22 protein-coding genes and 1 tRNA gene are annotated in these 23466 nt (G+C 64.1%); 6 read left to right on the forward strand and 17 right to left on the reverse strand.

From position 1 onward, the window contains the following. Nucleotides 1-9: 9 nt before the first annotated feature. The 17 genes from Q8T13_15140 to Q8T13_15220 form a co-directional block, all read right to left on the reverse strand. On the reverse strand, nt 10-789 hold the full coding sequence (locus tag Q8T13_15140) for an FkbM family methyltransferase (protein MDP3719097.1): 780 nt from the start codon (nt 787-789) through the stop codon (nt 10-12). A gap of 12 nt (nt 790-801) precedes the next feature. Beyond that, on the reverse strand, nt 802-1971 hold the full coding sequence (locus Q8T13_15145; protein MDP3719098.1) for a hypothetical protein: 1170 nt from the start codon (nt 1969-1971) through the stop codon (nt 802-804). A 56-nt stretch (nt 1972-2027) separates the two neighbouring features. Continuing rightward, a complete protein-coding gene (locus tag Q8T13_15150) occupies nt 2028-3167 on the reverse strand; it encodes a glycosyltransferase (GenBank protein MDP3719099.1) in 1140 nt (379 codons plus the stop codon). A 16-nt stretch (nt 3168-3183) separates the two neighbouring features. Then, the gene (locus Q8T13_15155; protein MDP3719100.1) at nt 3184-4314 is read right to left on the reverse strand and encodes a DegT/DnrJ/EryC1/StrS family aminotransferase; all 1131 of its coding nucleotides are present in this window, start codon (nt 4312-4314) and stop codon (nt 3184-3186) included. A gap of 1 nt (nt 4315) precedes the next feature. Next, entirely contained in the window at nt 4316-5368 is a 1053-nt protein-coding gene (locus tag Q8T13_15160) for an SDR family oxidoreductase (protein MDP3719101.1), read from the reverse strand. 40 nt (nt 5369-5408) lie between these two features. Beyond that, nucleotides 5409-6164, reverse strand: a complete 756-nt coding sequence (locus tag Q8T13_15165) for a cephalosporin hydroxylase family protein (protein MDP3719102.1) — start codon at nt 6162-6164, stop codon at nt 5409-5411. Then, nucleotides 6164-6853 carry a transferase gene (locus Q8T13_15170; GenBank protein MDP3719103.1) on the reverse strand — a complete coding sequence of 230 codons (690 nt, stop codon included), beginning with the start codon at nt 6851-6853 and terminating at the stop codon, nt 6164-6166. The genes Q8T13_15165 and Q8T13_15170 overlap by 1 nt, the downstream gene beginning before the upstream one ends. Further along, complete coding sequence (rfbC, locus tag Q8T13_15175) at nt 6850-7392, reverse strand: dTDP-4-dehydrorhamnose 3,5-epimerase (GenBank protein ID MDP3719104.1); 543 nt, start codon at nt 7390-7392, stop codon at nt 6850-6852. The genes Q8T13_15170 and rfbC overlap by 4 nt, the downstream gene beginning before the upstream one ends. 5 nt (nt 7393-7397) lie before the next feature. Further along, nucleotides 7398-8630 (reverse strand): class I SAM-dependent methyltransferase, encoded by a 1233-nt coding sequence (locus Q8T13_15180; protein ID MDP3719105.1) that lies wholly within the window; start codon nt 8628-8630, stop codon nt 7398-7400. Then, nucleotides 8624-9397 (reverse strand): glucose-1-phosphate cytidylyltransferase, encoded by a 774-nt coding sequence (gene rfbF / locus Q8T13_15185; protein ID MDP3719106.1) that lies wholly within the window; start codon nt 9395-9397, stop codon nt 8624-8626. The genes Q8T13_15180 and rfbF overlap by 7 nt, the downstream gene beginning before the upstream one ends. Further along, nucleotides 9394-10458, reverse strand: coding sequence for an NAD-dependent epimerase/dehydratase family protein (locus Q8T13_15190; protein ID MDP3719107.1), 1065 nt, complete (start codon nt 10456-10458; stop codon nt 9394-9396). Before Q8T13_15190 ends, rfbF begins: the two co-directional genes overlap by 4 nt. Next, nucleotides 10455-11255 carry a class I SAM-dependent methyltransferase gene (locus Q8T13_15195; GenBank protein MDP3719108.1) on the reverse strand — a complete coding sequence of 267 codons (801 nt, stop codon included), beginning with the start codon at nt 11253-11255 and terminating at the stop codon, nt 10455-10457. The genes Q8T13_15190 and Q8T13_15195 overlap by 4 nt, the downstream gene beginning before the upstream one ends. A 158-nt stretch (nt 11256-11413) precedes the next feature. Beyond that, nucleotides 11414-12694 carry an ABC transporter ATP-binding protein gene (locus tag Q8T13_15200; protein MDP3719109.1) on the reverse strand — a complete coding sequence of 427 codons (1281 nt, stop codon included), beginning with the start codon at nt 12692-12694 and terminating at the stop codon, nt 11414-11416. A 10-nt stretch (nt 12695-12704) separates the two neighbouring features. Beyond that, nucleotides 12705-13517: an ABC transporter permease gene (locus Q8T13_15205; protein MDP3719110.1), complete on the reverse strand. Its 813-nt coding sequence runs from the start codon at nt 13515-13517 to the stop codon at nt 12705-12707. A gap of 40 nt (nt 13518-13557) precedes the next feature. Continuing rightward, the gene (locus Q8T13_15210; protein MDP3719111.1) at nt 13558-14418 is read right to left on the reverse strand and encodes a polysaccharide biosynthesis/export family protein; all 861 of its coding nucleotides are present in this window, start codon (nt 14416-14418) and stop codon (nt 13558-13560) included. Between the two features lie 2 nt (nt 14419-14420). Further along, the gene (locus Q8T13_15215) at nt 14421-15614 is read right to left on the reverse strand and encodes an outer membrane beta-barrel protein (GenBank protein ID MDP3719112.1); all 1194 of its coding nucleotides are present in this window, start codon (nt 15612-15614) and stop codon (nt 14421-14423) included. Nucleotides 15615-15661: 47 nt separating this feature from the next. Next, nucleotides 15662-16324, reverse strand: a complete 663-nt coding sequence (locus tag Q8T13_15220; GenBank protein MDP3719113.1) for a hypothetical protein — start codon at nt 16322-16324, stop codon at nt 15662-15664. A gap of 289 nt (nt 16325-16613) precedes the next feature. Between Q8T13_15220 and Q8T13_15225 the strand changes: the two genes are divergently transcribed. The 6 genes from Q8T13_15225 (at nt 16614) to lon (ending at nt 23465) form a co-directional block, all read left to right on the forward strand. Further along, the gene (locus Q8T13_15225) at nt 16614-17540 is read left to right on the forward strand and encodes a Dam family site-specific DNA-(adenine-N6)-methyltransferase (GenBank protein MDP3719114.1); all 927 of its coding nucleotides are present in this window, start codon (nt 16614-16616) and stop codon (nt 17538-17540) included. A gap of 21 nt (nt 17541-17561) precedes the next feature. Next, a tRNA-Leu gene (locus tag Q8T13_15230) sits at nt 17562-17648 on the forward strand. 106 nt (nt 17649-17754) lie between these two features. Continuing rightward, nucleotides 17755-19044, forward strand: coding sequence for a trigger factor (gene tig / locus Q8T13_15235; GenBank protein ID MDP3719115.1), 1290 nt, complete (start codon nt 17755-17757; stop codon nt 19042-19044). Nucleotides 19045-19105: 61 nt separating this feature from the next. Beyond that, complete coding sequence (gene clpP / locus Q8T13_15240) at nt 19106-19708, forward strand: ATP-dependent Clp endopeptidase proteolytic subunit ClpP (GenBank protein MDP3719116.1); 603 nt, start codon at nt 19106-19108, stop codon at nt 19706-19708. A 15-nt stretch (nt 19709-19723) separates the two neighbouring features. Further along, entirely contained in the window at nt 19724-20974 is a 1251-nt protein-coding gene (gene clpX / locus Q8T13_15245) for an ATP-dependent Clp protease ATP-binding subunit ClpX (GenBank protein ID MDP3719117.1), read from the forward strand. Nucleotides 20975-21083: 109 nt separating this feature from the next. Continuing rightward, a complete protein-coding gene (gene lon, locus Q8T13_15250) occupies nt 21084-23465 on the forward strand; it encodes an endopeptidase La (protein MDP3719118.1) in 2382 nt (793 codons plus the stop codon). The last annotated feature ends 1 nt before the right edge of the window (nt 23466 follow it).

Below are 23466 nucleotides of genomic sequence, written 5' to 3' on the forward strand. Positions count from 1 at the left end.
CCAACGATCTCATCGCGGCAGCAGAGCCCGATGGCAATTCGCCACGAACAGGGCGTCTGCGGTGACGAGGGGCCGGCCGAGTGCGGTTCCGCGCGCCAGCGCGTGCAGCGTAAACCCGCGCTCGGCGAGGAACGCCACGACGTCATGAAACAAGCACTGCCCTTCATAGAATTCCCTGAAGCTCACCTCTGCCAGCACGGCGCTGGTGTGCTCGAGGCATCGCGCGGCGCCACGGAGGACGCCCAGCTCGAAGCCCTGTACGTCGAGTTTGATGATCGACGGCAGGGGGCGCGGCCCCTGCTGCTGCCACGCATCGAGCCGCTCGACAGGCACCTGTTCTTGCGCGACCTCATGAATGTGCCACTGCTCCTCACCGGCCCGCGAAAGCGGCAGGAGGCTCGAAGCGTCCGAGAAGCTCGTCACTCGAATCGGCAAGGTGCCCGCCGACTCACCGAGGGCCAGCCGATGCAGCTGCACCCCCTCCACGCTCCGGGTATTCCGCTCGAACCCTTCGTGATGCACCGCGAGTGGTTCGAACGCATGCACCTCCGCGGGGGGATACAGGGCCTTCGCCAGCAGGGTCCACGTGCCCACGTTTGCGCCCACATCGTAGATGACCTTCGGGGCGAGTGGCCGGATCAGCTGAAGCAACTCCATGGAGTCGATATGGTCTTCGGAGAGCCGCGCGGCCACCGTGCCGCGCAGCGTCGCCAGCCGCCGGCGGGCGAGCGAAATCTCGGCGAGCCGCTCGCACAGGAGCCGTGGGTCGTATAGCAGCAGTCGGCGCACGAGTAGTCTAGCTTAGTGCCGCATCTCGGGCCTCGACGACGGCCCCGTCAAAACCTCGGTAAGAAGGTTCCAGGCGGTCTCGTGGGAGAACATCCGTGCCCCGACTTCAAGGGCACGGGCGGCGAGGCGGACGCGGTAATCGGTGTCACCAGCGAGCCGGCCGACGGCCGCCGCCAAGCTGTCGAAGTCTGCGACATCAACGACTTCGGCGACGCCGGGATGCTCCCGGGCCCAACGAACAGCCGAGGAATGTGCGGGGCCGGTGATCAAGAGCGGCAACCCAACGGCGGTGTAGTCGGTTAGCTTGCTTGGGAAACTAAGCTGCACGGGTCCCGCGTCGCCCGGCGCAAATGACATGGGCACGAGCAGCACATCGACTTCCTCCCGCAACCGCTCCATGAGCTCGCGAGAGCTCAACCGCCCGCGGAACTGGACGTTGGCCATGCTGAGCCCACCCAGTGCGGCCTGCTTCGCATCGGTCGAGCCGAACACCAGGACCCGGCCACCGAGGGTCTGCAGTACCTGGGCCACAGCGCCCAGGATTCGGAAGTAGTCGGGCACGTTAAGGGACCCAGCGAAGGCGATCGTCAGCCCAGAGTCGCTGCGCCGCAGACGATCGGGCGGGGCGGCATAAACCGGCACCTCGCGGGATCGTGAAGGGTAGAGCACCTGTCCGTGAGGTCCGTACCGCTGGCGATAGTCGGCCTCCATCCAGGGCGAGACGCACAGGCGCGACGCCGCCGCGCGATAAATTGAGCCGAACTGGAGATTCACTCGGTTGGCGAACGGTGGCGGCAGGGTGGCCACCCTTGGCCAGTCATCATGCACGATCAGGTGGAGCGGCAGCCGCCGCCGCCTGGCGAACTCCGCCGCCGTCACCCACCGGTGTCCGTGGGCGACCGTCAGCACGGCTTCGGGCGAGAAACCGCCCAGCAGCCCGGGAACCTCTCCGGCCCATGACGCTGACCGCAGAGACTGCCAGAGCGACCACCAAGCATGGAGCCGAGTGGTTCTGAGACGCGATCCGCCAGACGCGAGAGTCCGGTACGGGACGCCCCGCACACGACGCCCGGGCTGGGATGGGGCGCTCCCGTCCTCGATCACCATCAGCCGATCCGGGGGGTAGGACTCGAGCAGACGGTAGAGCAACGCCGAGCCGTGCAACGTTGACTCGACCGGCACATCGCCAATGTACACGAGCCGAGGAAGTTGAGGTTCACCCCTCGACGCACTGACTCTCACGGTGCACGGTCCGCACGGACGTGAGCGGCCAGAAACCGCAGTTCGTCGACACGCTTGGGTAGTTTGGGCCCTGGCGGCAAGTCCGCGACCTCGAGAATGCGCTGCCAGCGATGCGCCCAGTCGTGGCGGAGCAGCGAATTAACAACGTTCAGTTGACGGATCTTGGCAATCCGCTCCGGCTGCGCGTCAAGCTCGGCCAGGCTCTGGGCAATGTCGTAAGCGTCAAGCGCTATCGGCACGACTGCATCGTCCCAGTCGAAGTGCTCCCGGAAGGCGTCGCAGTCCGGAGGCTGGCCCAGCAAGACCGCGCCGCCTGCGGTCCCTTCGAACAAGCGGGCACCCAGTTCCTCCTGGCCCCCGGTGATGCCCGAGATGTTGGCGTTGTGACGGTAGGCGATGAAATAGCGGCTGCGTTTGATCAGGTTGGCGAGCAGCCGCCGGTGCTCACGGGGATCGATCACGTCGAAGCCGCTCGCAGTGTCGTACAGGTAGAAAGAACCTCCGCCCTCTGCCTGCGCCAGAAGCGCGCGGTGGGTGACCTCCGATCGACGTCCCATGCTGTAGACATCGACGCAGCGAGGAGGCGCGGGGCGCCCGGGACAGAAGCGCACCGCATCCACGGCGCCCGGCAGCACATGGCAGGGACGTCCAGTAAACGCGGCGAGCGCCTGCACGCTGGATGCCGTATGCACGAAGATGTGGTCAAAGGCCTTCAGGATCTCAAGAAACTGCCGTTCTCGGGGGTCTTCGAACTGCCTGAGCCAGATCTCGCCCAGGAAGCAGATCTTCGTCTTCGCCCGCTCAACCCACCCCTGCAGGTGGTTCAGAACCAACGCCTGGCTTGGGAACATGAAGGCGGCAAAGAAGACGTCGTAGTCCCGACGAACCGACTCCGTCGACACCGTGGTCCGAATCGCATGGGTCCGTCCGGTGGCCCTTGCCACGCGGTTGCGGGCTGTCCGGGCCAGCGTCTGCCACGGCGATCCCTCTCCCTCCGTTACCGGCATGATCATGTCGGCGTCGGTCAGAGAGGCGATGACGTCCTCGAACTCGTACAGACAGCACTGATACACCTTCGCACTGACTCGCCGCTGCGACAGAATCAGTGTCGTGGGCGATGCGGGCACGGCTGTCACTGGAGACCCTCGACACTCATCGCCCGCACCCCAACGCCTCGCGCGCCGCGGTGCAGACGCGCGCCACCTGTTCCCGTGTCAGGCTGAGCGCGGACGGCAGGTTGATCGCGCGAGGGCTAAGACCGTAGCTCACCGTGTTACGCTCCCTCGCAAGCGCCGCCTCCGGTGAGCCCGCGTACGCGGGCAGACTGCTCAACGGGTGAAAGAAGGGACGGCAGTCGATGCCCTTCGCCGCCATCACATCGAGCAGTTCGGTCTTGTCAATCCGGTACCGCTGGTCGAACACCATCGTCACCATCCAATAGCTATTGAGCGTGCCCACCGCCTGATAGTTGAGGCTGATGCCATCGACACGGGAGAGCTCGTCGGCATACCAGGAGAAGATCTCCCGCTTGCGGCCGACGAGTTCGCTGATGCGTTCAAGCTGGGCGGCGCCCAATGCCGCCTGCATCGAGCTCATCTTGTATTTGTAGGCCACCTCGGTGTTGCAGAACAGGCGGTCACCGGGAGCCCGGCCGTGATCACGAAGACGGAGAACACGATCCCGAATATCATCCCGATTCGTCACCAGCATGCCGCCTTCGCCGGTGGTGAGCGTCTTGGAGCCGTGGAAGCTGAACACGCCCGTCTCTCCAAAGCTGCCGGCTTTGCGGCCGCCGAACTCCGAGCCGATCGCCTCAGCGGCGTCCTCGATCATCGCCACCTGGTGCCGTTTGGCCACGGCACCGAGGGCGTCCATATCGGGCATGTTTCCGTACAAGTCGACGGGAATGACCGCTCTGGTGCGCGGCGTGACGCATCGATCGAACGCCGCCGCGTCGAGACACCAAGTCCGGGAGTCGACATCGGCGAACACGGCCGTGGCGCCGACGTAGCTGATCGGCGCCGCGGACGCAATCCAGGTGATCTCAGGAACGATGACCTCGTCGCCGGGGCCAACGTCCAGCGCCAACAGCGCCAAGTGGATCGCGGAAGTGCAGTGAGGAAGGCTGATGGCATGGCGCACGCCGACATAATCGGCAAAGGCCTTTTCGAAGCGATCGTGCCAGCCGTTGGCATTGCCGTACCACGCATTGGTCACCGCGTCGGTGACATAGTCGATTTCCTTGCGCGTGATCCAGGGGCCAGAAACGGGAATGCGCTCCATGCTAGCGCCCTGCAACCCACCGCAGGTCCGGACCAAGCCGGCCCGTTTCCCGCAAGCTCGACAGGGCCTTGACCCTCATGAAATCGGAGTTCCGGAAGCCGGGATCGCCAAACCGCATCCGGGCGAGCCCTGATTTGAGTTCCTGGATCGCCTGCGGCAAATTCACCCTTGGTTGGTGAGCCGGTGCTAACTGCCGGAACAGCTCGAAGCTCACGCGGTAGGAACGCTTATCGGGCACGGCGTCCGGGTTCACCACGGTAACCACACCAGGTATCTCACGGGCAACGGCCTCGGCGAGTTCCTTCACCTGATGGTTCCATTCGTCCATCCCGGTATTGACGATGACCCAATCTCCACCTGCCGCGGCGGACCGCCCGACCGCCCACTCGATCGCCCGAGCCATGTCCCTGACGTGGATGAGCGGGCGCCAGGGCGAGCCGTCACTCAAGATCTCGATTCTGTTCGAGACCAGGGCCGCCGCGACGAAGTCATTCAGGACCAGGTCCAACCGGAGCCGCTCGCTCATTCCGCATGCAGTGGCGAACCGAAGGCACGTAATCTGAAAGTCCTGATGCGCAAGTGGTCGGAGCTGCTCCTCCGCCATTACCTTCGATCGCGCATAGGCAGTGAGCGGGCTGACACTCGAACGTTCGGTCTTGGCGCCCTCTTCGGCATGACCATAGACGCTGCAGCTGGACGCAAAGACGAAACTCCGCGCGCCGCATTCCCTGGCCAGCGCGGCCAGGCGCACGCTCGCTCGCCAGTTGATGTCCAGGGTGAGCTCCTCGTCCAACGTCCCCATGACGTCGTTGGAGATTGCGGCGAGGCTCACCACGGCGTCGACGCCGCGGAGGGTGTCGTGAGTCACGTCGCGCACGTCCATGAACATTTGCCCATCCAGGCGGGTCTCCGGCAGGACGTCCGCCGCTGTCAGGCAATGGGCAAACAATCCGGTGTCAAGACCGACGAGCTGCGCGCGCGGATAGGCGTTCCGAAGCTGCTGCACGACACATGGGCCGACATAACCCATGTTCCCGGTGATCAATATCTTCATGGTTCAGCGGGCTCCAATCGGCTCCCACCACGAGCCGGTGTCACGGCTGGCGCCGTCGCAGGTAACCGCTGGGAGCGACACTGACGGCCAGCTTCGCGTCAATCGCCGCGTCAATCTCAAACTCGGGGTGACCGGCGAGGAACTCCCTCACCGCTGTCTTCGGGTTGTCGCCGGGTCCCCAGGGCCGGTCGGCAAACATTGCACCCGGCATGTCGTCAACGATGGTATCGAAGACGACGCAGTAACTACCAGGCGAGGCCATTGGAGCGTATGCCTCGAGTTCAGCCAGGACGTGTGCGCGCGTATGACTGCTGTCCAGGCAAACCAGAACGGACTTCTTCGTTGACGCTCGCCGGCTCACCTGTGCGATCACCTCGGGCGAGATGCTCGAGCCTTGAATCATCGAGATCCGCTTCGCCATCGGGTGCGCCTCGATGGCCGCTCGATTGTGGGCGCGGATGTCGATGTCGATGCCGATCACTTCGGCGTCGGCCGGGCCGCCGCAAAGGCTGTTCAGCTCGAGGAGACTCGAATAGAGGATGAGCGATCCCCCGTGGGCAATGCCGGTCTCGATGATCAGGTCCGGCTGAAGTGACCAGACCACCTCCTGCATCGCCACTATGTCCTGAGGCAGTTGGATGATGGGCCGCCCCAGCCATCGGAAATTGTAGGTGTACTTGTGCCTCGCGGTCTCGCGAATCCACGCGAGTGAAGCCTCCTTGACGCGGTGATCGGCGCCGAGGCCGCGAATATTGCCGGCCACGTCGTTCTTGAACTGCTCTTCTTGCGGGTTCATCAGTCGCTGCTCCGCGGGTGCCGCGAGGCCCCGGTCTCGTTCGGGGCGCTGGGCGCCGAGTACTTGATGATCTTGCCGGGATTGCCCACCACGACCGCGTGGTCCGGCACGTCTTTCGTCACCACCGCTCCGGCCCCGATGGTTGCCCATCGGCCAATGGACCGTCGCGGCAGGATCGACGCATTCGTCCCGACGAACGTGCCATCACCGATGCGGCAGCAGCCGGACACGCTGACGCCATGCGCGATGAACACCGACTCGCCGACGACGGTTTCGTGCCCGATCAAGGCTCCCATGTGAATGCTGGTGTTATCGCCAAGGGAAACCGCGGCTTGCAGGATCACGGCTTCCTGCACATAAAGCCCCTCGCCAAGGTGGACCATCGTCAGATCGACGTTGGGGTGAATCAGGTTGACCATCCGGCCGCCCGCCCTCTTAATCGCCAGCGTGGTCTCGTGCCTGACCGCCGTGCTGCCAGTGATGAGATTGACGAAGCCAGTATCGGCGCCGGCCAACTCGGGCACCCGCTCAATCCCGCCCAGCACCGGAAATCCCCAGAACCTCGTGCCATGCTTGTGTCGATCGTTGTCCAGGAAACCTGCGAACACGACATTCGCTGTCACGCGCTCGACCGCGCGGACCACCCTGACGGTCTCTGGATTCGAGGCGCCGAGAAGGTAGATGGTCATTGGGTCGTTCTCGTGGGCAGCAGCGGTAGGTTGCGGTCACGCTCGGACAGCTGTGGACTGGCGATGGGCCAAGCGATGTTCAACGCAGGATCATCCCACCGCACGCCCCGCGCCAGCTCTGGCACGAAGGACTCGGACATCATGTAGGACACTTCGCACCCGTCCGTCAAGCACTGGAACCCGTGCGCAAAGCCGGCGGGCACGTACAGCTGGCGCCGGCTTTCGGCGCTCAATTCGAAGCTGGCGTGGTGGCCATAGGTCGCCGAGTCGGTTCGAAGATCGACGATCACGTCCCAGATCGCGCCCGCTGTACATCGCACGAGTTTGACTTCCGATACGGGAGCCGCTTGAAAATGCAGCCCGCGAATCATGCCGCGCGACCGGGTCCGCGTGTGATTGCACTGCGGCCAGCGGGTGTTGAGTCCCTGCGCCGCGAAGGTCCGCTCACAATAGGTCCGGACCAATTCGCCTCGGGCGTCGGCCTGGGGGTCCAGCTCGATCAGCCAGGCACCGAGTAACGGCGTGGGAGTAAACCGCATCTCGATCACCGGATCGCCGGACTCGGTATCGGAATGAGAAACCGACCGCCCCGTTCGCGGTAGGCGCGCTGCTGCGCGAGGATCTCGTCGGCGAAGTTCCAGGTCAGCAGCAAGGTGACGTCCGGCATCCGCTCCAGCAGTTCCGCCGGCGCCACGATCGGCAGGTGTGAACCGGGCGTGAAGCGGCCCTGCTTGTGCGGGCTGCGATCGACCACAAACTCGAGTGTCTCGGCGCCCAAGGCGCAGTAGTTCAGCAGCGTGCTGCCCTTGGCCGAGGCGCCGTACGCGGCAATGCGCCGACCCTGACGTTTCAGGTCCGCCAGCATCGACGTCAGGGAGTACCTGAGCTCCTCCACCGCACGGGCAAAGCCGGCGTAGTAGGACATGGTGGCCACGCCGGCGACCTGCTCTTCCGCGAGCAAGGCGCCAACCGCCGGGGCAACCGGGTGCGCGCCGTGATGTCCAACGAAGACCCGCAGCGAGCCACCATGAATCGCGATCCGCTCGACATTCCAAACCGCGAGACCGTGCCGGCTGAACAATTCGATGAGTGGCGTGAGCGTGAAATAGAACACATGCTCATGGTAGATGGTATCGAACTCGGTCTTGGCAATCAGCTCTGTCGCGTAGGGACACTCGATCACCGCTCGCCCGCCGGGGGCGAGCAACACCCGTAACCCGTCGATGAAGTCATGGACCTCGGGAACGTGGGCGAGGACGTTGTTGGCGAGGACGAGATCGGCCGGGCCGCGCGCCTGCACCAACCGCCGGGCCACGTCCGGCCCGAAGAACTCCGTCCAGGTCTCGATGCCCTTGTCCCGCGCCGCGCGGGCAACGTTGGCTGCCGGCTCGATGCCCACACACGGTACGTTCGCCTGGACGATGTGTTGCAGGAGGTAGCCATCGTTGCTGGCGATTTCGACCACGAAACTGCCCGGCCCCAAGCGGTAGTCCTCGCAGTAGCGATCGGCGGCCTCCTTCGCGTGCCGCATCAGCTCGTCCGAGAAGGAGGAAAAGTACAAGTATTCGGAGAACAACTTCACCGGCGGCACCAAGTCAGCAATCTGCAGGAGCCAGCAACCAGGGCAGACAAACACGCGCAGCGGAAACCTGGGCTCGGAGCTGGCGATGTCCTCGGCCGTCAATAGGTTGTTGGCCAAGGGCTGGACGCCAAGGTCGAGGACGAGTTGGCCATCGGCTCTCCCGCAGGCCAGGCAGGTGTGGGCTGCAGTCACCAGCGCCGCCACGGGGCCTGACCGTTGACGTACATCCGGTCGAGCAATTGCTGCTCGCGAAAGGTGTCCATGCACTGCCAGAATCCGGCGTGGTTGTAGGCGTTCAACTGGCCGCACTTCGCCAGGGTCTGCAACGGCTCGCGCTCCAGCACGCAGTCGTCGCCGGTCAGATAGCCGCCGATGCGCTTGTCCATCACGAAGAAGCCGCCGCTGATGAACGCCGCCTCCGTCTCAGGCTTTTCGTGGAAACCCACAATCGTCTGGCCATCCATCGCCAGTTCGCCGAAGCGCCCGGTGGGGTGCACAACCGTCACCGTGGCAATCTTGCCCTGCGACTCGTGGGCCCGGATCGAGGCGTTGATGTCGCTGTCGGTCACACCGTCGCCGTAGGTGAAGAGAAACGTATCCTCGTCGACGTAGGGGAGGGCTCGGCGCAGACGGCCGCCGGTCTGGGTGTCCTGTCCCGTATCGAGTAGAGTGACCGTCCAGTTCTCTTCTTCGGGCGGGTTGTGATACCTGATCTCCGGTTGGCGCCCCAGCCTGAGCGTAACGTCGCTCATGCTCCAGAGGTAGTTCCGGAAATACTCCTTGATGACTTCGCCCTTGTAACCTAAGCACAGGATGAAATCCGTGTGCCCGTGGTGGGCATACAGCTTCATGATGTGCCAGAGAATCGGGCGTCCCCCGATGGGCACCATCGGCTTGGGGCGGAATTCGGTCTCCTCCCGCAACCGCGTCCCCAGACCGCCGCAGAGAATCACGACTTTCATGGCTGTGCCAGCCTCCTGCTGTCCCACGCCCCAACGATCTCCCGGATCGTGACGGGAAGCGACTTGGTCAGGTCCCACTTGGGATAGTGCGCCCGCATCTTGCGCAAGTCCGAGTAATAGCAAACGTGGTCGCCGACGCGAGGTTGCTCCAGGTAGGCGTAGACTTGCGCTTTGCCGGTGAAGCCCTCGGTGATCGCGAACGCCTCGAGAATCGAGCAGGCGTTGTCCTTGCCGCCACCGAGGTTGTAAACCTCACCCGCGCGGGGCGCCGCGACGAACTCGGCCATGAACCGGGCGACGTCGAGCGAGTGGATGTTGTCCCGCACTTGTTTGCCCTTGTACCCGAACACCGTGTACTGGCGGCCTTCGAGATTGCATTTCACCAGGTACGACAAGAAGCCGTGCAATTCCACGCCCGCGTGATTCGGCCCCGTCAGGCAACCGCCCCGCAGGCAGCATGTCGGCATTCCGAAGTAGCGCCCATACTCCTGCACCATGACATCTGCCGCCACCTTGGAAGCGCCGAACAGCGAATGCTTGGACTGATCAATGGGAAAGGTCTCTGAAATGCCGTGCTCGTAAGCCGGGTCGGCGTAGTCCCATCGGGTGTCAAGCTCCCTGAGTGGGATGTTGTTCGGCGCGTCGCCGTAGACTTTGTTCGTGGACATGTGAATAAACGGCGACTCCGGGCACGCCTGGCGCGCCGCTTCCAACAGGTTCAACGTACCGACCGCGTTGGTATCGAAATCATCGAATGGAATCGCCGCCGCCCGGTCGTGACTCGGCTGCGCGGCGGCGTGAACGATGACGTCCGGCCGCAAGGCCTTGACGAGAGCCAACACACCAGCGCGATCGCGGATGTCGAGCTCGTGATGCACGAAGGCCGGCAACTCTTGCTGCATGCGCCGCTGGTTCCATCGGGTGTCGCCCTGCGGACCGAAGAAGACCGCCCGTTGGTTGTTGTCCACGCCGTGGACGGCATGGGTCAACTCGCGGCTGAAGTAGGCAACCACTTGCGAACCGATCAGCCCGGAGGACCCAGTCACAAGCATGGTCCTCATTTCGAACCCTCGGTGATCGATGGACGCCGGAAAATGGCCACGAGATGGTCCTTCGAATAGGTGAGTGCCGGCGCAGTTGGCCATCGTTCTGCCCGGTTCAGGCCAGGCACCAGCCGAAGCGCCGAGGTGGCGAGTCCGGAGGGTTCGTCGCGAAACTGGTTGTAGGCCAGACCCTGGGCCCACTGCCTCGCGCGACTCGCCAAAGGCGTCTGGTAGTGGCTGCAGAAGTGGACGGCGGCCACGCGAAGGCCAACCCTGCTGGCGAGCCAATGGATATGCGCTTCGCTCGCCATGTGGAGGTGCCCGACTGAGCGGAAGTACCAGAACTCCGCGAATCGGGCCCGCGGACGGACAGCGTCGGCGTTGCCGGTGACAATTGCCAGCCACCCCTCAGGAGCGAGCCAGCTGGCTAGCGTGCCCACCAGCTCCGCCGGGCGCGGCAGATGTTCGTACACGTCACTGAGCACGATTGCGGCAAACTCCGGATTCCCCTCCGCGCTCAATTCCGCCTCTCGCACGATGCGAATGCCGCGCGCGCGTGCGACCTTCGCCGCCACCTCGTTGACCTCGACTCCCACACACGCAAGCCGGCTGCTTACTCCGGCGAGCGTGCGACCGGTGCTGCAGCCGAAATCGAGCACGCGGCTACCATCCGGCAACTGGTCCAGCCAATGACGAAGGTACCGCTCCGTCGGAAACGCCTCCCCTGCTTCATAGATCTCGCAGGAAAGCTGCGCATAATACGCACCAAGCTCCGAAGGCGGGAGTGTCCGCGACTTGAAATAAAGGTCGCACACGCTGCAGCGTCGAACAGAATAGTCTGGCTGCACGAACCGACCCCCGGCGCCCGACTCCGTAAAAGCGAGCGCCGGGCCGCCAACCTCCACCGCACCCAGGCCGCTGCAGGCGGGACAAGGCTTGAGGGCTTCCGTGCCAGGTGACAGCATGGCCAGCGCTAGTTTCCGGCCGTGACAGACACGAATTCTGGTTGCTGCAAGCAGGGCAAGGCTAGCGCTCCGTACCCAAGGTTGTGCCGGAAATCCCACGCGCGCCCGCCTGGATTCGACGAGACCACGTCGAACTCCACGGCGTCCTCGACATAGTGGTCAAAATGGGAATTGATGATCGAGGTTGCGATGTCAATCGTGTAAGTCCCGGACGCGAGCCACACTGGAGCGAGCGCGAGAACGGTGGTGTACTGTCCGGCCCGATCGGGCAGCGTGAGGCCGTGAAAGTGGTGGAGTGAGGCCATTCCCAGTTTCTGGCGTGCCGGGCCGACGAGGAACGCCTCCAGCGACAGGGACGAACTGCCATCGGTTTCCAGCACAACCTCGACGCGAAGCGGCGTGCCGGGAACGTAATGCTCAATGCCCTCCCCCAACTCGTTCAGCAGGCGCGCGCGACAAATCGCCGTGTGCGGACCGCGGCCAAGGAACGTCCTGCTCGGACTATGCGCTCGACCCATGCCGCTGTAGAACGCGACCGCCTCGACCGACGGGCCTTCAAACACGACTCGTCCTCGATTCAACACGATCGCGCGCGAAGTGAGGCTGCCGACCGCGGCCATGTTATGGCTCACGAACAACACCGTGCGGCCGCCCTGGCTGACGTCGCGCATCTTCCCCAGGCACTTCTTCTGGAACTCGGCATCGCCAACCGCCAACACCTCATCGACCACCAGGACCTCGGGCTCGAGGTGCGCCGCGACTGCGAACGCCAGCCGCATGTACATGCCAGACGAATAGCGCTTCACCGGCGTATCGAGAAACGTCTCGACCTCGGCAAACGCCACGATCTCGTCGAACTTGCGGTTGATCTCGGCGCGGGACATTCCGAGAATGGCGCCATTCAGGAAGATGTTCTCGCGACCCGTCAATTCCGGATGAAAGCCCGTACCCACTTCGAGCAGGCTCGCCACGCGGCCGCAGAGGGTCACGCGCCCTTCGGTCGGCTCGGTGATGCGGCTCAGGATCTTGAGCAACGTGCTCTTGCCGGCGCCATTGCGGCCGATGATGCCGACGACCGCCCCCTGGGCCACGTCGAAAGACACGTCTTTGAGGGCCCAGAAGTCCTCAGTGCCCGGTCGCGCCGGCCCGCCACGCCTGAACCACCGCAGCGGCGAGGTCAGTGTGGAGGCCAGTACATCACGCAAGGCCACGTAGCGCTGGCCCTGCTGCTGGTGGCGAATGCGGTATCGCTTGCCGAGATTCTCGACCCTGATGACGGATTCGCTCATGACGTCAGCATCAGATCACGTCGGCGAAGCCGCGCTCCATGCGGCGGAAATACCACACACCGAGGACCAGCACCGCTGCCGTCACGACCACCGACATCCCCACGCCACGGGGGTCGAGCGGCGATTGCGGCCCCAGAATGGACCACCGGAAACCATCGATGATCCCAACCAGCGGGTTCAGCACGTAGAGCGCTCGCCATCCCTCGGGCATGTTCGCGGTCGTGAAGGCAATCGGCGAGACAAACAGCCCGACCTGGACGATGAACGGAACTACATAGCGGAAGTCCCGATATTCGACGTTGAGCGCCGCCATGAACAGCCCGAGGCCCAGGGCCAGGCTCGACGCCAGCAAGATGAAGAACGGCAGTGCGAGCATCGGCCAGCCCGGCGCCACGCCGTACCAGAGCATCAACACCGCCAGCAACGCGAACGTGACCAGGAAATCTGCGAACGCCGTCGCCACGGCCGCGGCCGGCACGAGGATCCGTGGAAAATACACTTTGGAAATGAGGCTGGCGTTGCCGACCAGGCTCGCGGACGACTCGGTGAGCGCCGTCGAGAAGAACTGCCAGGGCAGCACCGCCGCGAACACGAGGACCGGTTCGGGAACGCCCGTCGCCGGCACGTCCACCAGTCGCCGAAAGGCGACGAACACCAGCATGGTGATCGCCGGACGAATAATCGCCCAGGCCACGCCGATGGCCGTCTGCTTGTAGCGAACGAGGATGTCTCGCCACGCGAGGAAGTACATCAGTTCGCGATAGCGCCACAGATCGCGCCAGTAGTGCGCGGCCGCGCGGCCGGGCTCGATGACAATTTTCATGGGGAGGTCAGATCTGCGGAAGCCCGCAGACCGGCGGCGGCTAGATCAGCCGCTGACGCACACGAATGGTGTCGTTCGCGCGGACGACGTCGGACATCGACGCGGAAATCTCGACTTCCTTGCCATTGATAATGCGGATGATCTTGATGCCGCGAGTGGAACCACGTTCGTTGATGCCGCCGGCCACCGCCAGGGCCTGGCGCACGGTCATGCCCGGCGGCAGCGGAAATGCCCCAGGGGTCCGGACGAAGCCAGTCACGTAGAACTTGTCGGCGGGCGGCACCAGGATCACGTCGCTGTCCTGCAGCAGGATGTTCGCGGTGAGACGGCCTTCCTGCAGTTCGCGGTGGCTGACCCGCATGACCTCCGTTACCCGCGGATCGCCCGCCACCGGTGGCGCGGCAAGCGAGGCGGCAATGCCGTCCTTGAACCGCTGCACGATGATCGTGTCGCTGGCGGTGGGGGTGAGCGAACCGGCCTGGCCAATCACCTCGAGCAGCGTCATCGGCCCTTCGATCGTGTAACGGCCGGGCTGCCTGACCTCGCCAATCACGAAGATCGAGCGGCTGCGATAGGCGCCAATCTCGACCGACACCTGCGGCTTGTTGAGCCAACCGTCGGCAAGGGCCTTGGTCAGGTCCTCTTCAATCTGCCTGGTGGTCTTTCCTTCGACGGCGACTCGGCCGAGCAACGGGAAGGTAATGGTGCCATCGCCATCGACATTGTAATCGCCGTCATACTGCTCTTCGCGAAACACCCGGATTTTCAGGACGTCCGTGGCGCCAATCAGGTAGGTGGCGCTGGCCTGCGGTGGCGACTGCGAGCCGGGCACATCAGGGCGCTGCGGCGGAGCCGCAGTCTGAAGCACGATCAGGATGGCGAGCGACAGGGTGTGAAGCATGATCAGAATGCAACCAGCCACGAGAGGTAGACGCGACGGCGCTCGTAATTCCGATCGGCGCTAACGGGTGAACGGCGGCGCGAATACTCGTAATTCAGAGCGACGCGAGTCCGGTTCCTGAGATTATAACCGAGGCCTCCCGAGACCGTGTCGACCGTGTCTTCATGCGGCGGAACGGTTTCGCTGGCGTCGTAGTTAAAAAGGGATCGGGCGGCTCTGGCCTGGACGTCCACCATGCCAACAATCCGGTGGGTGTAGGCAAGGCTGACCGAGTTCTCGATGAAGTACGCCTCAGCCGTGTCGAACGAATACTCGAGGTTGCGGCTCAGCCCGAGAGCGAACCGGCCGACTTCCAGGAAGGAATAGCCCAAGGCCGCCGTACCCAATATGCCCTTGTACGCGCGCACCGCCGGATCGACCGGCGTCATCGCTCGATAGGTGAGCGACGCTGAGCCGTTAATGACCCCATCGGGTGAAAACCCCAGCTGGGCTGTCGTGTAGTAGCTTTCCGAGTTGCGCTCGGGCACGGAGGTGAACCGGTCTTCGTGATAGCCGCCAAACACCGTCAACGACAGCAGCGGCGTGATGTCGGTGCGCAGGCCGGCTGAGTAATCGTAGCCGTCGCGCGTCATGGTTTCAGCGACGTTGACGCCGTCCTCGAACGCATCCTCGAAGGCGTTGCTGGTGCGCGCGGTGGCGGCATAGACGAGCGAGTGCGCCGACAACTCGAAGGCGATGCCACCGGAGAGCTCATCGCTCACGCGGTTGGCGCGGACGTCGATTTCCGCGTTGGCCCGCTCGCGGGTCTTGGTTTCACCGCCCGCCACGAACGGCCGAAGCCGACCAAGCAGCAGGTCAACCCGGCCCCGCAACTGATGCCCGACCGAGTCTTCACTGGTGTAGGTCTGGAAGTAGCTGAGCTCGGCACCGGCGTAGGCCGACGCTTTGACGAAGCGCAGGCGGCTGAACACCGAAAGGTCGGGCTGCATCGCGATGAGGTAATCCTCTTTCGGCGACTCCGGTTCGTTGAACACGTTCGAGTCCCACCCGATTTCACGGATGGTCAGACCTGGAGCCAGCTTGACCGGGCCGAGCGACAACACGCCGGCGGTCGGCTCCGTCTCGGCCAGCGTGCCGGTCAAGGGTCCTGATCCGACGTTGGCTTGCGCGCCGGCTTCGGCCGCAGTCAAGCTCATGATCAGACAGACGATCAGGACGGGGATTCGGACGGGTAGAACAACATTCATTCAAACTCTCCCGGGTTGCGCACAGGCGCCTCGGCGTTCACGCGATCAAACCGGCCGTCGCCATCCGGATCCGCCTCCACCTGCAGGAAGCGGCCTTGTTCGTCATACCTGACCCGTCGATCGGGATTGCGTCCGGAGAACGTCGTGTCGAACGCCGCCTCCCTCAGGACCGGGCCTTCGTAGCGATCCCAGCGGTCGATGAATCCGTCGGCGTTGGTGTCTTCTTCGACCCGGACCAGCGCCGTGCCGCGATAGTACTCGTACCGATCACGCTGGCGGTCGCGGCGGCGCGAGCGCGCGAGTTGCACTTCGCCACTGGCATTTGGCGCCACCTCCAGCCAGGTGTCCTCGATGCCATCGTCCAGGCTTGACGTGCCGACGACGACGAGCGCCGCCTCGGCATTGAAGTACTCCCACCGGTCGATGCGGCCGTCGGCGTTCGCGTCGGCCTCGCCTCGTAGCGGCCGGTTGCCGTCGAGATAGGTCCACTGATCGGCGCGGCCATCACCATTTTGGTCGGCACTCAGTTGGACGAGCCGGCCGGTGAAATCGTCGTGGCTCGGCTGGGCCCGCTTCGTGGTGGGCGCCGGCACACAAGCCGCGGACACGGCGGCAAGGGCCGCGATCAGGCCAAGAGTTAGTAACTGTGAATAGCCCAAGCTTCGCCCTGTCGATTACATAACAAAAACGTAATCGAGCCCGATGTTGAAGGACTCAATATGACTCTATAGGCCATATTGCCCCAGTTCCGGCGTATTAACAAGCTCGCGGGTAGAAAAGGAGAGGCCGAAAACTGCCGAACTCCTAGCCTACCAGCGTCTTATCGGTCTGATTGGGTTCTCTGCTTAATCGTGCAAATACAGGAAGGCTCACCTGTTCGTCGATCCGCGCGGTTGCCGTGTGGCGTCGCTTGGACGGCGAATCGTGCTCTCAACGTAATATGTCGAGGTGGAACGCCGGGGCCTGCGCCCGTTCTTGAAATGGGTCGGCGGCAAGCGGCAACTGTTGCCGGTCCTGCGCCGCTATTACCCGCCGGCCCCCGGCGCGTACTTCGAGCCGTTCGTCGGCAGCGGGGCCGTGTTCTTCGACCTGCTCGCGCACGGGCGCCTCGACGGGCGGCCCATCACCCTCAGCGACGACAACGCCGACCTGATTGGCTGTTACGCGCGGGTCGCCGACGCGTTGCCGGCGGTCATTGCCGCACTCGAGCACCTCGCCGAAGGTCACGCGCGCGACGGCCGCGCGCACTACCTGCACGTGCGCGACACGTTGTTCAACCCGCAGCGGGCGGCATGGCGCGCCGGCGGCAGCCACCTCGCCGGCTACGGTGCCGGCCTGGCGGCGATGCTGATCTACTTGAATCGCACCGGCTACAACGGGCTCTTCCGCGTCAACTCCACGGGTGAATACAACGTGCCGCCCGGCCGCTACGAGCGCCCGCGCATCGTTGACCGCCCGCTCCTGGAGGACGTGTCCACCGTGCTGACGCGTCCGAACGTGCGGGTGCAGCGCGCCCCGTTCGACGGCGTGTTGAACGACGCCCGCGCCGGCGACTTTGCGTATTTCGATCCGCCCTATGCGCCACTGAGCAAGACCGCCAATTTTCGCGGCTACACCGGGCGCGGCTTCACCGACACCGACCAGGCGCACCTGCAGCAAGTAGTGCTCGAACTGTCGCGCCGCGGCGTGCACGTGCTGCTCAGCAACTCGACTGCCCCATCGGTCGCGCGGCTGTACGACGGCAACGCCGAGGCCCGCCGCGCGGGCCTGTGTACCTGGCAGTTTCCGGCCCGTCGGGCGGTCAATTCCAATGCCCAGCGACGGGGGACGGTCGCCGAACTGGTCGTGTCGAACATCCAGCCCGACCCGTGTTAACCTCGGTAGGATCCTCCGCGCGCGAAAGTGGCGGAATTGGCAGACGCGCCGGCCTTAGGAGCCGGTGGCCGAAAGGCTGTAAGGGTTCGAGTCCCTTCTTTCGCACCATTCGACTCGGCCCTTCGGGCCTCGCTCATGGCAAGCCAGCAGGGCGAAGCGAATGGTGCCCTGAGCGAGCGGAGCGAGTCGAAGGGCTCCCTCATCACACGAGATCATGAAATCAGAAATTGTCGACGTGAACGAAACGCGCCGTGACCTCACGGTGGAAGTCCCCAGCACGGTGGTTGACGAAGCCATCGGCCGCGCCGCCGCCAAGATCGGGCGCGCCGCGAAAATCCCCGGCTTCCGTCCCGGCAAGGTGCCGGCCACCGTGGTCCGCCAGCGCTTCAAGGGCGAGATCATGCAGGACGTCGCCGAGACGCTGATCAGCCGCGCCGTCGGCGAGGCCCTGGTCGAGCAGAGCGTCGAGCCGATCGACACGCCTGAGATCAAGGACCTGGTGCTCGAGGAAGGCAAGGCCCTTACGTTCAAGGCCTCGTTTGACGTCGTGCCGTCGTTCGATCCCGGCGACCTGGCGACGATCGAGGCCACGCAGCCCGCGGCGACGATTGCCGACGAGGTGGTGGACCAGTCGCTCGAACGCTTGCGCGAGCGCGCCGCGCGTTTCGAGGCGGTGGAGAGCGGCGCCGTCGAGGCCGGCCACACCGTTGTCATCAGCCTGGAACGCCAGGGCACCGACAAGGACGGCAAGAAGGGCGAGCACGAGAAGCACGAGCAGGTGTCGATCGAACTCGGCGCGCCGTCGAACCCGCCCGGCTTCGACGCCGAGCTGATCGGCCTGGCGCCGGGCACGACCAAGAGCTTCACCATCACCTATCCCGCCGACTACACGATTGCGGAGCTGGCCGGCGGCTCGGTGGACTACACGGTGACGCTCAAAGAGATCAAGCAGCGGGTCGTGCCGCCCCTGGACGACGAGCTGGCCAAGGACCTGGGCGAGTTCGAGTCGCTCGACGCGCTGCGCACGCGCGTGCGCGCCGACCTCGAGCACGAGGCGATGCACGCCGCGGAGCGGCAGTTGCGCCAGGACCTGCTGAAGCAACTGGCGGCGCGCGTGCCGTTTGCCGTGCCGGCGACGCTGGTCGATCGCGAAATCGACCGCCGCCTCGAAGACTTCGCGCGGCGGCTGATGGACCAGCGGATCGACCCGCGCCAGGCGAACATCGACTGGAACGCGTTCCGCGAAGGCCAACGCGCGCCGGCGGCCGAAGCGGTCGGCTCGGCCATTGCGCTGGACGAGATTGCGAAGCGCGAGAACGTGACGGTGACCGACGAAGACCTCGACGCCGAGTTGCAGCGCTATGCCGAGCAGACCGGCCACACCGTGCCGAGCATCAAGGCGCGCCTGCAAAAGGACGGCGAACTGGGCCGGTTAGCGGCCGGATTGCGCCGCGAAAAGGCTGTTTCTCTCGTCATTACGAAGGCCAAAATCACCAAATCATGATGGGGTGGTTGGCTATTGCACTTCCCCGCGTCTCAGCCGATAACAGTAGAGAAGCCCACTTATGAGCGTCTATCAGAACCAGCTCGTGCCGATGGTGGTCGAGCAGACCAACCGCGGCGAGCGCGCCTACGACATCTTTTCGCGCCTGCTCAAGGACAACATCATCTTCATCGGCACGCCGATCGATGACGGGGTCGCCAACCTGGCCATTGCCCAGATGCTGTTTCTCGAGGCCGAGGACCCGGACAAGGACATCCAGCTGTATCTCAACAGCCCGGGCGGGTCGATTACGGCCGGGTTTGCGATTTACGACACCATGCAGTTCATCCGGCCCGACGTGCAGACCATCTGCATCGGCCAGGCCGCGTCGATTGCGGCGGTGCTGCTCGCGGCCGGGACCAAGGGCAAGCGGTTTTCACTGCCCAACTCGCGCATCCTGATTCACCAGCCGTGGATGTCGGGGCTCGGCGGCCAGGCCACCGACATCGACCTAGCGGCGAAGGAAATCATTCGCATGCGTGCGCGAATCAACGAGATCCTGGTCCAGCACACGGGCCAGGACATGAAGCGCATCCAGGACGACACGGAACGCGACTACATCATGTCGGCCGACCAGGGCAAAGAGTACGGAATTATTGACGATGTCATTCGGAAACGGGTGTAACCTAGTGGAATCGGCATGGTAAAAAAAAGCGGCGACAGCGGCGAGATTTTGCGCTGCTCGTTCTGCAATAAAGACCAGAACGATGTCCGGAAATTGATTGCCGGCCCGACGGTATTCATCTGCGATGAATGCGTCGAGGTCTGCAACGACATCATTGCCGACGACAACCGGTTCGACAACCGCGGGACGCGCACGTCCCTGCCGGCGCCCCCCGAGATCAAGAAATTCCTCGACGAGTACGTGATCGGCCAGGAACTGACCAAGAAGAAGCTCGCGGTGGCGGTCTACAACCACTACAAGCGTCTCGAGATCCAGAAGCAGCCGCGCAGCCGCCACGACGTCGAGCTGACCAAGAGCAACATCCTGCTGGTCGGCCCCACTGGCTCGGGCAAGACGCTCCTGGCGCAGACGCTCGCCAAGCTGCTGTCGGTGCCGTTCACCATCGTCGACGCGACCACCCTCACCGAAGCGGGTTACGTCGGCGAAGACGTCGAGAACATCATCCTCAAGCTGTTGCAGGCCGCCGGCGGCGACATCGAGAAGTGCCAGCAGGGCATTGTCTACATCGACGAGATCGACAAGATCGGCCGCAAGGACGAAAACCCGTCGATCACCCGCGACGTGTCGGGCGAAGGCGTGCAGCAGGCGCTGCTGAAGATCCTGGAAGGCACGGTGGCCAACGTGCCGCCGCAGGGCGGGCGCAAGCATCCGCACCAGGAGTTCTTCCAGATCGACACCACCAACATCCTGTTCATTTGCGGTGGCGCGTTCGTCGGCCTCGACAAGGTCGTGGAGCGCCGCATCGGCAAGAAGACCCTCGGGTTCAAGGCCGAGATCAAGTCGAACAAGAACATCGACGTCGGCGCGATTCTCGAACAGGCCGAGCCCCAGGACCTGATCAAGTTCGGGCTGATTCCTGAATTCGTCGGCCGCCTGCCGGTCATGGGCACGTTGCACGAGCTCGACCGTCCGGCGCTCGTCCAGATCCTGACGCAGCCGCGTAACGCGATCACGCGCCAGTACCAGAAGTTGTTCGAGTACGAGAACGTCAAGTTGCGCTTCACCGATGACTCGCTCGATGCGATCGCCGAGATGGCGCTGGCCCGGAAGATCGGCGCCCGCGGCCTGCGCATGATCATCGAGGACCTGATGCTCGACTTGATGTACCAGATGCCCGGCCAGAAGAAGGCCCGTGAAGTCGTCATTACCCGCGAGATGGTTGTCAGCAAGAATACCGGCCTCGAAGTCGTCGAGAAGGCCGGCTAGGAAACACATGCCGGGAACCGGGAGACGGGAACCGGGAACCGAATTACCAAGCGCCAGCGTCGCGATTTCCCGACTGCCGACTCCCGACTCCCGATAGAACCCAACAATTATGGTCGAAGTTTACGAGACCCTCCCGATCGTCCCCCTTCGCGACGTGGTCGTCTTTCCGCACATGATGATGCCGTTCGTGATCGGGCGGCCCTCGTCGATTCGCGCGCTCGAGCACGCGCTCGGCAAGGACAAGCGGATCTTCCTGGCGGCGCAGCACGACGCGTCGACCGACGATCCCAAGGCGGAAGACATCTTCACCATGGGCTGCGTCGCCAACGTGGTGCAGAGCCTGAAGCTGCCCGACAGCAACATCAAGGTGCTGGTCGAGGGCGTCGATCGCGCCCGGGTGATCGAGTGGAAGGAAGACAAGGGCTTCTACCGCGTGGTGGTCAAGGTGCTGCAGCGGCAGAAGGACGCCGCCGGCGACGTCGAACAGACCATGAGCAAGGTGGTTACCTTGTTCGAACAGTACGTCAAGCTGTCGAACAACCTGCATTACGACGCGATGATCGCGGCGGTGCGGGTCGACGACCCGGGCAAGCTGGCCGACACCATCTCGGCGCACCTGCTGGTCGGCATCGACGAGAAGCAGAACCTCCTCGAGATCGTCTCCCCGCTCGAACGCCTCAATCGCATCGCCGGCATTCTCGAAGCCGAAGTCGACAAGCTGCAGGTCGACCGCCGCATCCAGTCGCGCGTGAAGAAGCAGATGGAGAAGGCGCAGAAGGAGTACTACCTCAACGAGAAGATGAAGGCGATCCAGAAGGAACTGGGCCGCAAGGACGACAAGGGCAACGAGGCCGACGACCTGAAGAAGAAGATCGAACAGGCGCGGATGCCGAAGGACGTCGAGGAAAAGGCCGTCCAGGAACTCAAGCGCCTGGAGGCGATGCCGCCGATGTCGGCCGAAGCCACCGTCTCGCGCAACTACCTCGACTGGCTGATCGCGGTGCCGTGGCACAAGAAGACCAAGGAGAACCGCGACCTCAAGAACGCCGAGCTGGTCCTGAACGAGGACCACTACGGCCTCGAGAAGATCAAGGACCGGATTCTCGAGTTCCTGGCGGTGCGCGCCCTCGTCAAGAAGCCGAAGGCGACCATCCTGACCTTCGTCGGCCCGCCGGGCGTCGGCAAGACCTCGCTGGCCAAGTCGATTGCCCGCGCCATGAACCGCAAGTTCGTGCGCCTGTCCCTGGGCGGCGTGCGCGACGAGGCGGAGATTCGCGGCCACCGCCGCACCTACATCGGCGCCTTCCCCGGGCAGATCATCCAGATGATGAAGAAGGCCACGACCATGAACCCGGTGTTCCTGCTCGACGAAATCGACAAGATGTCGATGGACTTCCGCGGCGACCCGTCGGCGGCGCTGCTCGAAGTGCTCGACCCCGAGCAGAACAACACCTTCGCCGATCACTATCTCGACGTCGAGTACGACCTGTCGCACGTGATGTTCATCTGCACCGCCAACGTCCTGCACACCATTCCGCAGGCGCTGCGCGACCGCATGGAAGTGCTGCAACTAGCCGGCTACACCGAGCAGGAAAAGACCGAAATCGCCAAGCGCTTCCTGGTCAGCAAGGCGGTCGAAGGGTCGGGCCTCACCGAGAAGAACATCACCTTTACCGACGACGCGCTGACCAACGTGATCCAGCGCTACACGCGCGAGGCCGGCGTCCGCAACCTCGAGCGCGAGATCAACTCGATTTGCCGCAAGGTCGCCCGCAAGGTCGTCGTCGATGGCCCGCACACCTCGGAGACGATCACCGCCGAGAAGGTGACCGAGTACCTGGGCGTGCCGCGCTACCGCCCCAGCGTCGCCGAGGAGCAGAACGAGATTGGCGTCGCCACCGGCCTGGCCTGGACCGAAGTCGGCGGCGAGATCCTGGTGACCGAGTGCACGCTGATGCCCGGCCGCGGCCGCCTCATCCTCACCGGCAAGCTCGGCGACGTGATGCAGGAATCGGCGCAGGCGGCGATGAGCTACGTGCGCTCGCGCGCGGAGGATTTCGGCATCCAGAAGGACTTCAACCGCAAGGTCGACGTCCATGTGCACATTCCCGAAGGCGCCATCCCGAAGGACGGCCCCTCGGCCGGCATCACGCTCGCCACCGCCCTAATCTCGGCGCTCGCGCGCATTCCGACGCGCCGCGACGTCGCCATGACCGGCGAAATCACCCTGCGCGGCAAGGTGCTGCCGATCGGCGGCATCAAGGAGAAGTTGCTGGCCGCGCACCGGGCCGGCGTGAAGACGATTCTCGTGCCGAAAGACAACGAGAAGGACCTGGCCGACATCCCGAAGAACGTGCTCGACTTGCTCGACATCCACATGGTCAGCCACATGGATGAAGTGCTGAAGATCGCGCTGGCCGGACCGTTAACGCCGCTGACGCCGACGCCCGATGCCGACATCGACGGGTCGGCCGACGCCATTACGCACTAAG

Source organism: Acidobacteriota bacterium (assembly GCA_030697165.1).
Classification (GTDB): Bacteria; Acidobacteriota; Vicinamibacteria; order Vicinamibacterales; family UBA2999; genus 12-FULL-67-14b.

Bases quoted from the DNA above. Each gene is read 5' to 3' on its own strand.
- Q8T13_15155 (MDP3719100.1), bottom strand. From the start codon at position 4,314: ATGGAGCGCATTCCCGTTTCTGGCCCCTGGATCACGCGCAAGGAAATC.
- Q8T13_15160 (MDP3719101.1), bottom strand. From the start codon at position 5,368: ATGAAGATATTGATCACCGGGAACATGGGTTATGTCGGCCCATGTGTC.
- Q8T13_15165 (MDP3719102.1), bottom strand. From the start codon at position 6,164: ATGAACCCGCAAGAAGAGCAGTTCAAGAACGACGTGGCCGGCAATATT.
- Q8T13_15170 (MDP3719103.1), bottom strand. From the start codon at position 6,853: ATGACCATCTACCTTCTCGGCGCCTCGAATCCAGAGACCGTCAGGGTG.
- rfbC (MDP3719104.1), bottom strand. From the start codon at position 7,392: ATGCGGTTTACTCCCACGCCGTTACTCGGTGCCTGGCTGATCGAGCTG.
- rfbF (MDP3719106.1), bottom strand. From the start codon at position 9,397: ATGAAAGTCGTGATTCTCTGCGGCGGTCTGGGGACGCGGTTGCGGGAG.
- Q8T13_15190 (MDP3719107.1), bottom strand. From the start codon at position 10,458: ATGAGGACCATGCTTGTGACTGGGTCCTCCGGGCTGATCGGTTCGCAA.
- Q8T13_15200 (MDP3719109.1), bottom strand. From the start codon at position 12,694: ATGAGCGAATCCGTCATCAGGGTCGAGAATCTCGGCAAGCGATACCGC.
- Q8T13_15205 (MDP3719110.1), bottom strand. From the start codon at position 13,517: ATGAAAATTGTCATCGAGCCCGGCCGCGCGGCCGCGCACTACTGGCGC.
- Q8T13_15210 (MDP3719111.1), bottom strand. From the start codon at position 14,418: ATGCTTCACACCCTGTCGCTCGCCATCCTGATCGTGCTTCAGACTGCG.
- Q8T13_15215 (MDP3719112.1), bottom strand. From the start codon at position 15,614: ATGAGCTTGACTGCGGCCGAAGCCGGCGCGCAAGCCAACGTCGGATCA.
- tig (MDP3719115.1), top strand. From the start codon at position 17,755: ATGAAATCAGAAATTGTCGACGTGAACGAAACGCGCCGTGACCTCACG.
- clpP (MDP3719116.1), top strand. From the start codon at position 19,106: ATGAGCGTCTATCAGAACCAGCTCGTGCCGATGGTGGTCGAGCAGACC.
- clpX (MDP3719117.1), top strand. From the start codon at position 19,724: ATGGTAAAAAAAAGCGGCGACAGCGGCGAGATTTTGCGCTGCTCGTTC.
- lon (MDP3719118.1), top strand. From the start codon at position 21,084: ATGGTCGAAGTTTACGAGACCCTCCCGATCGTCCCCCTTCGCGACGTG.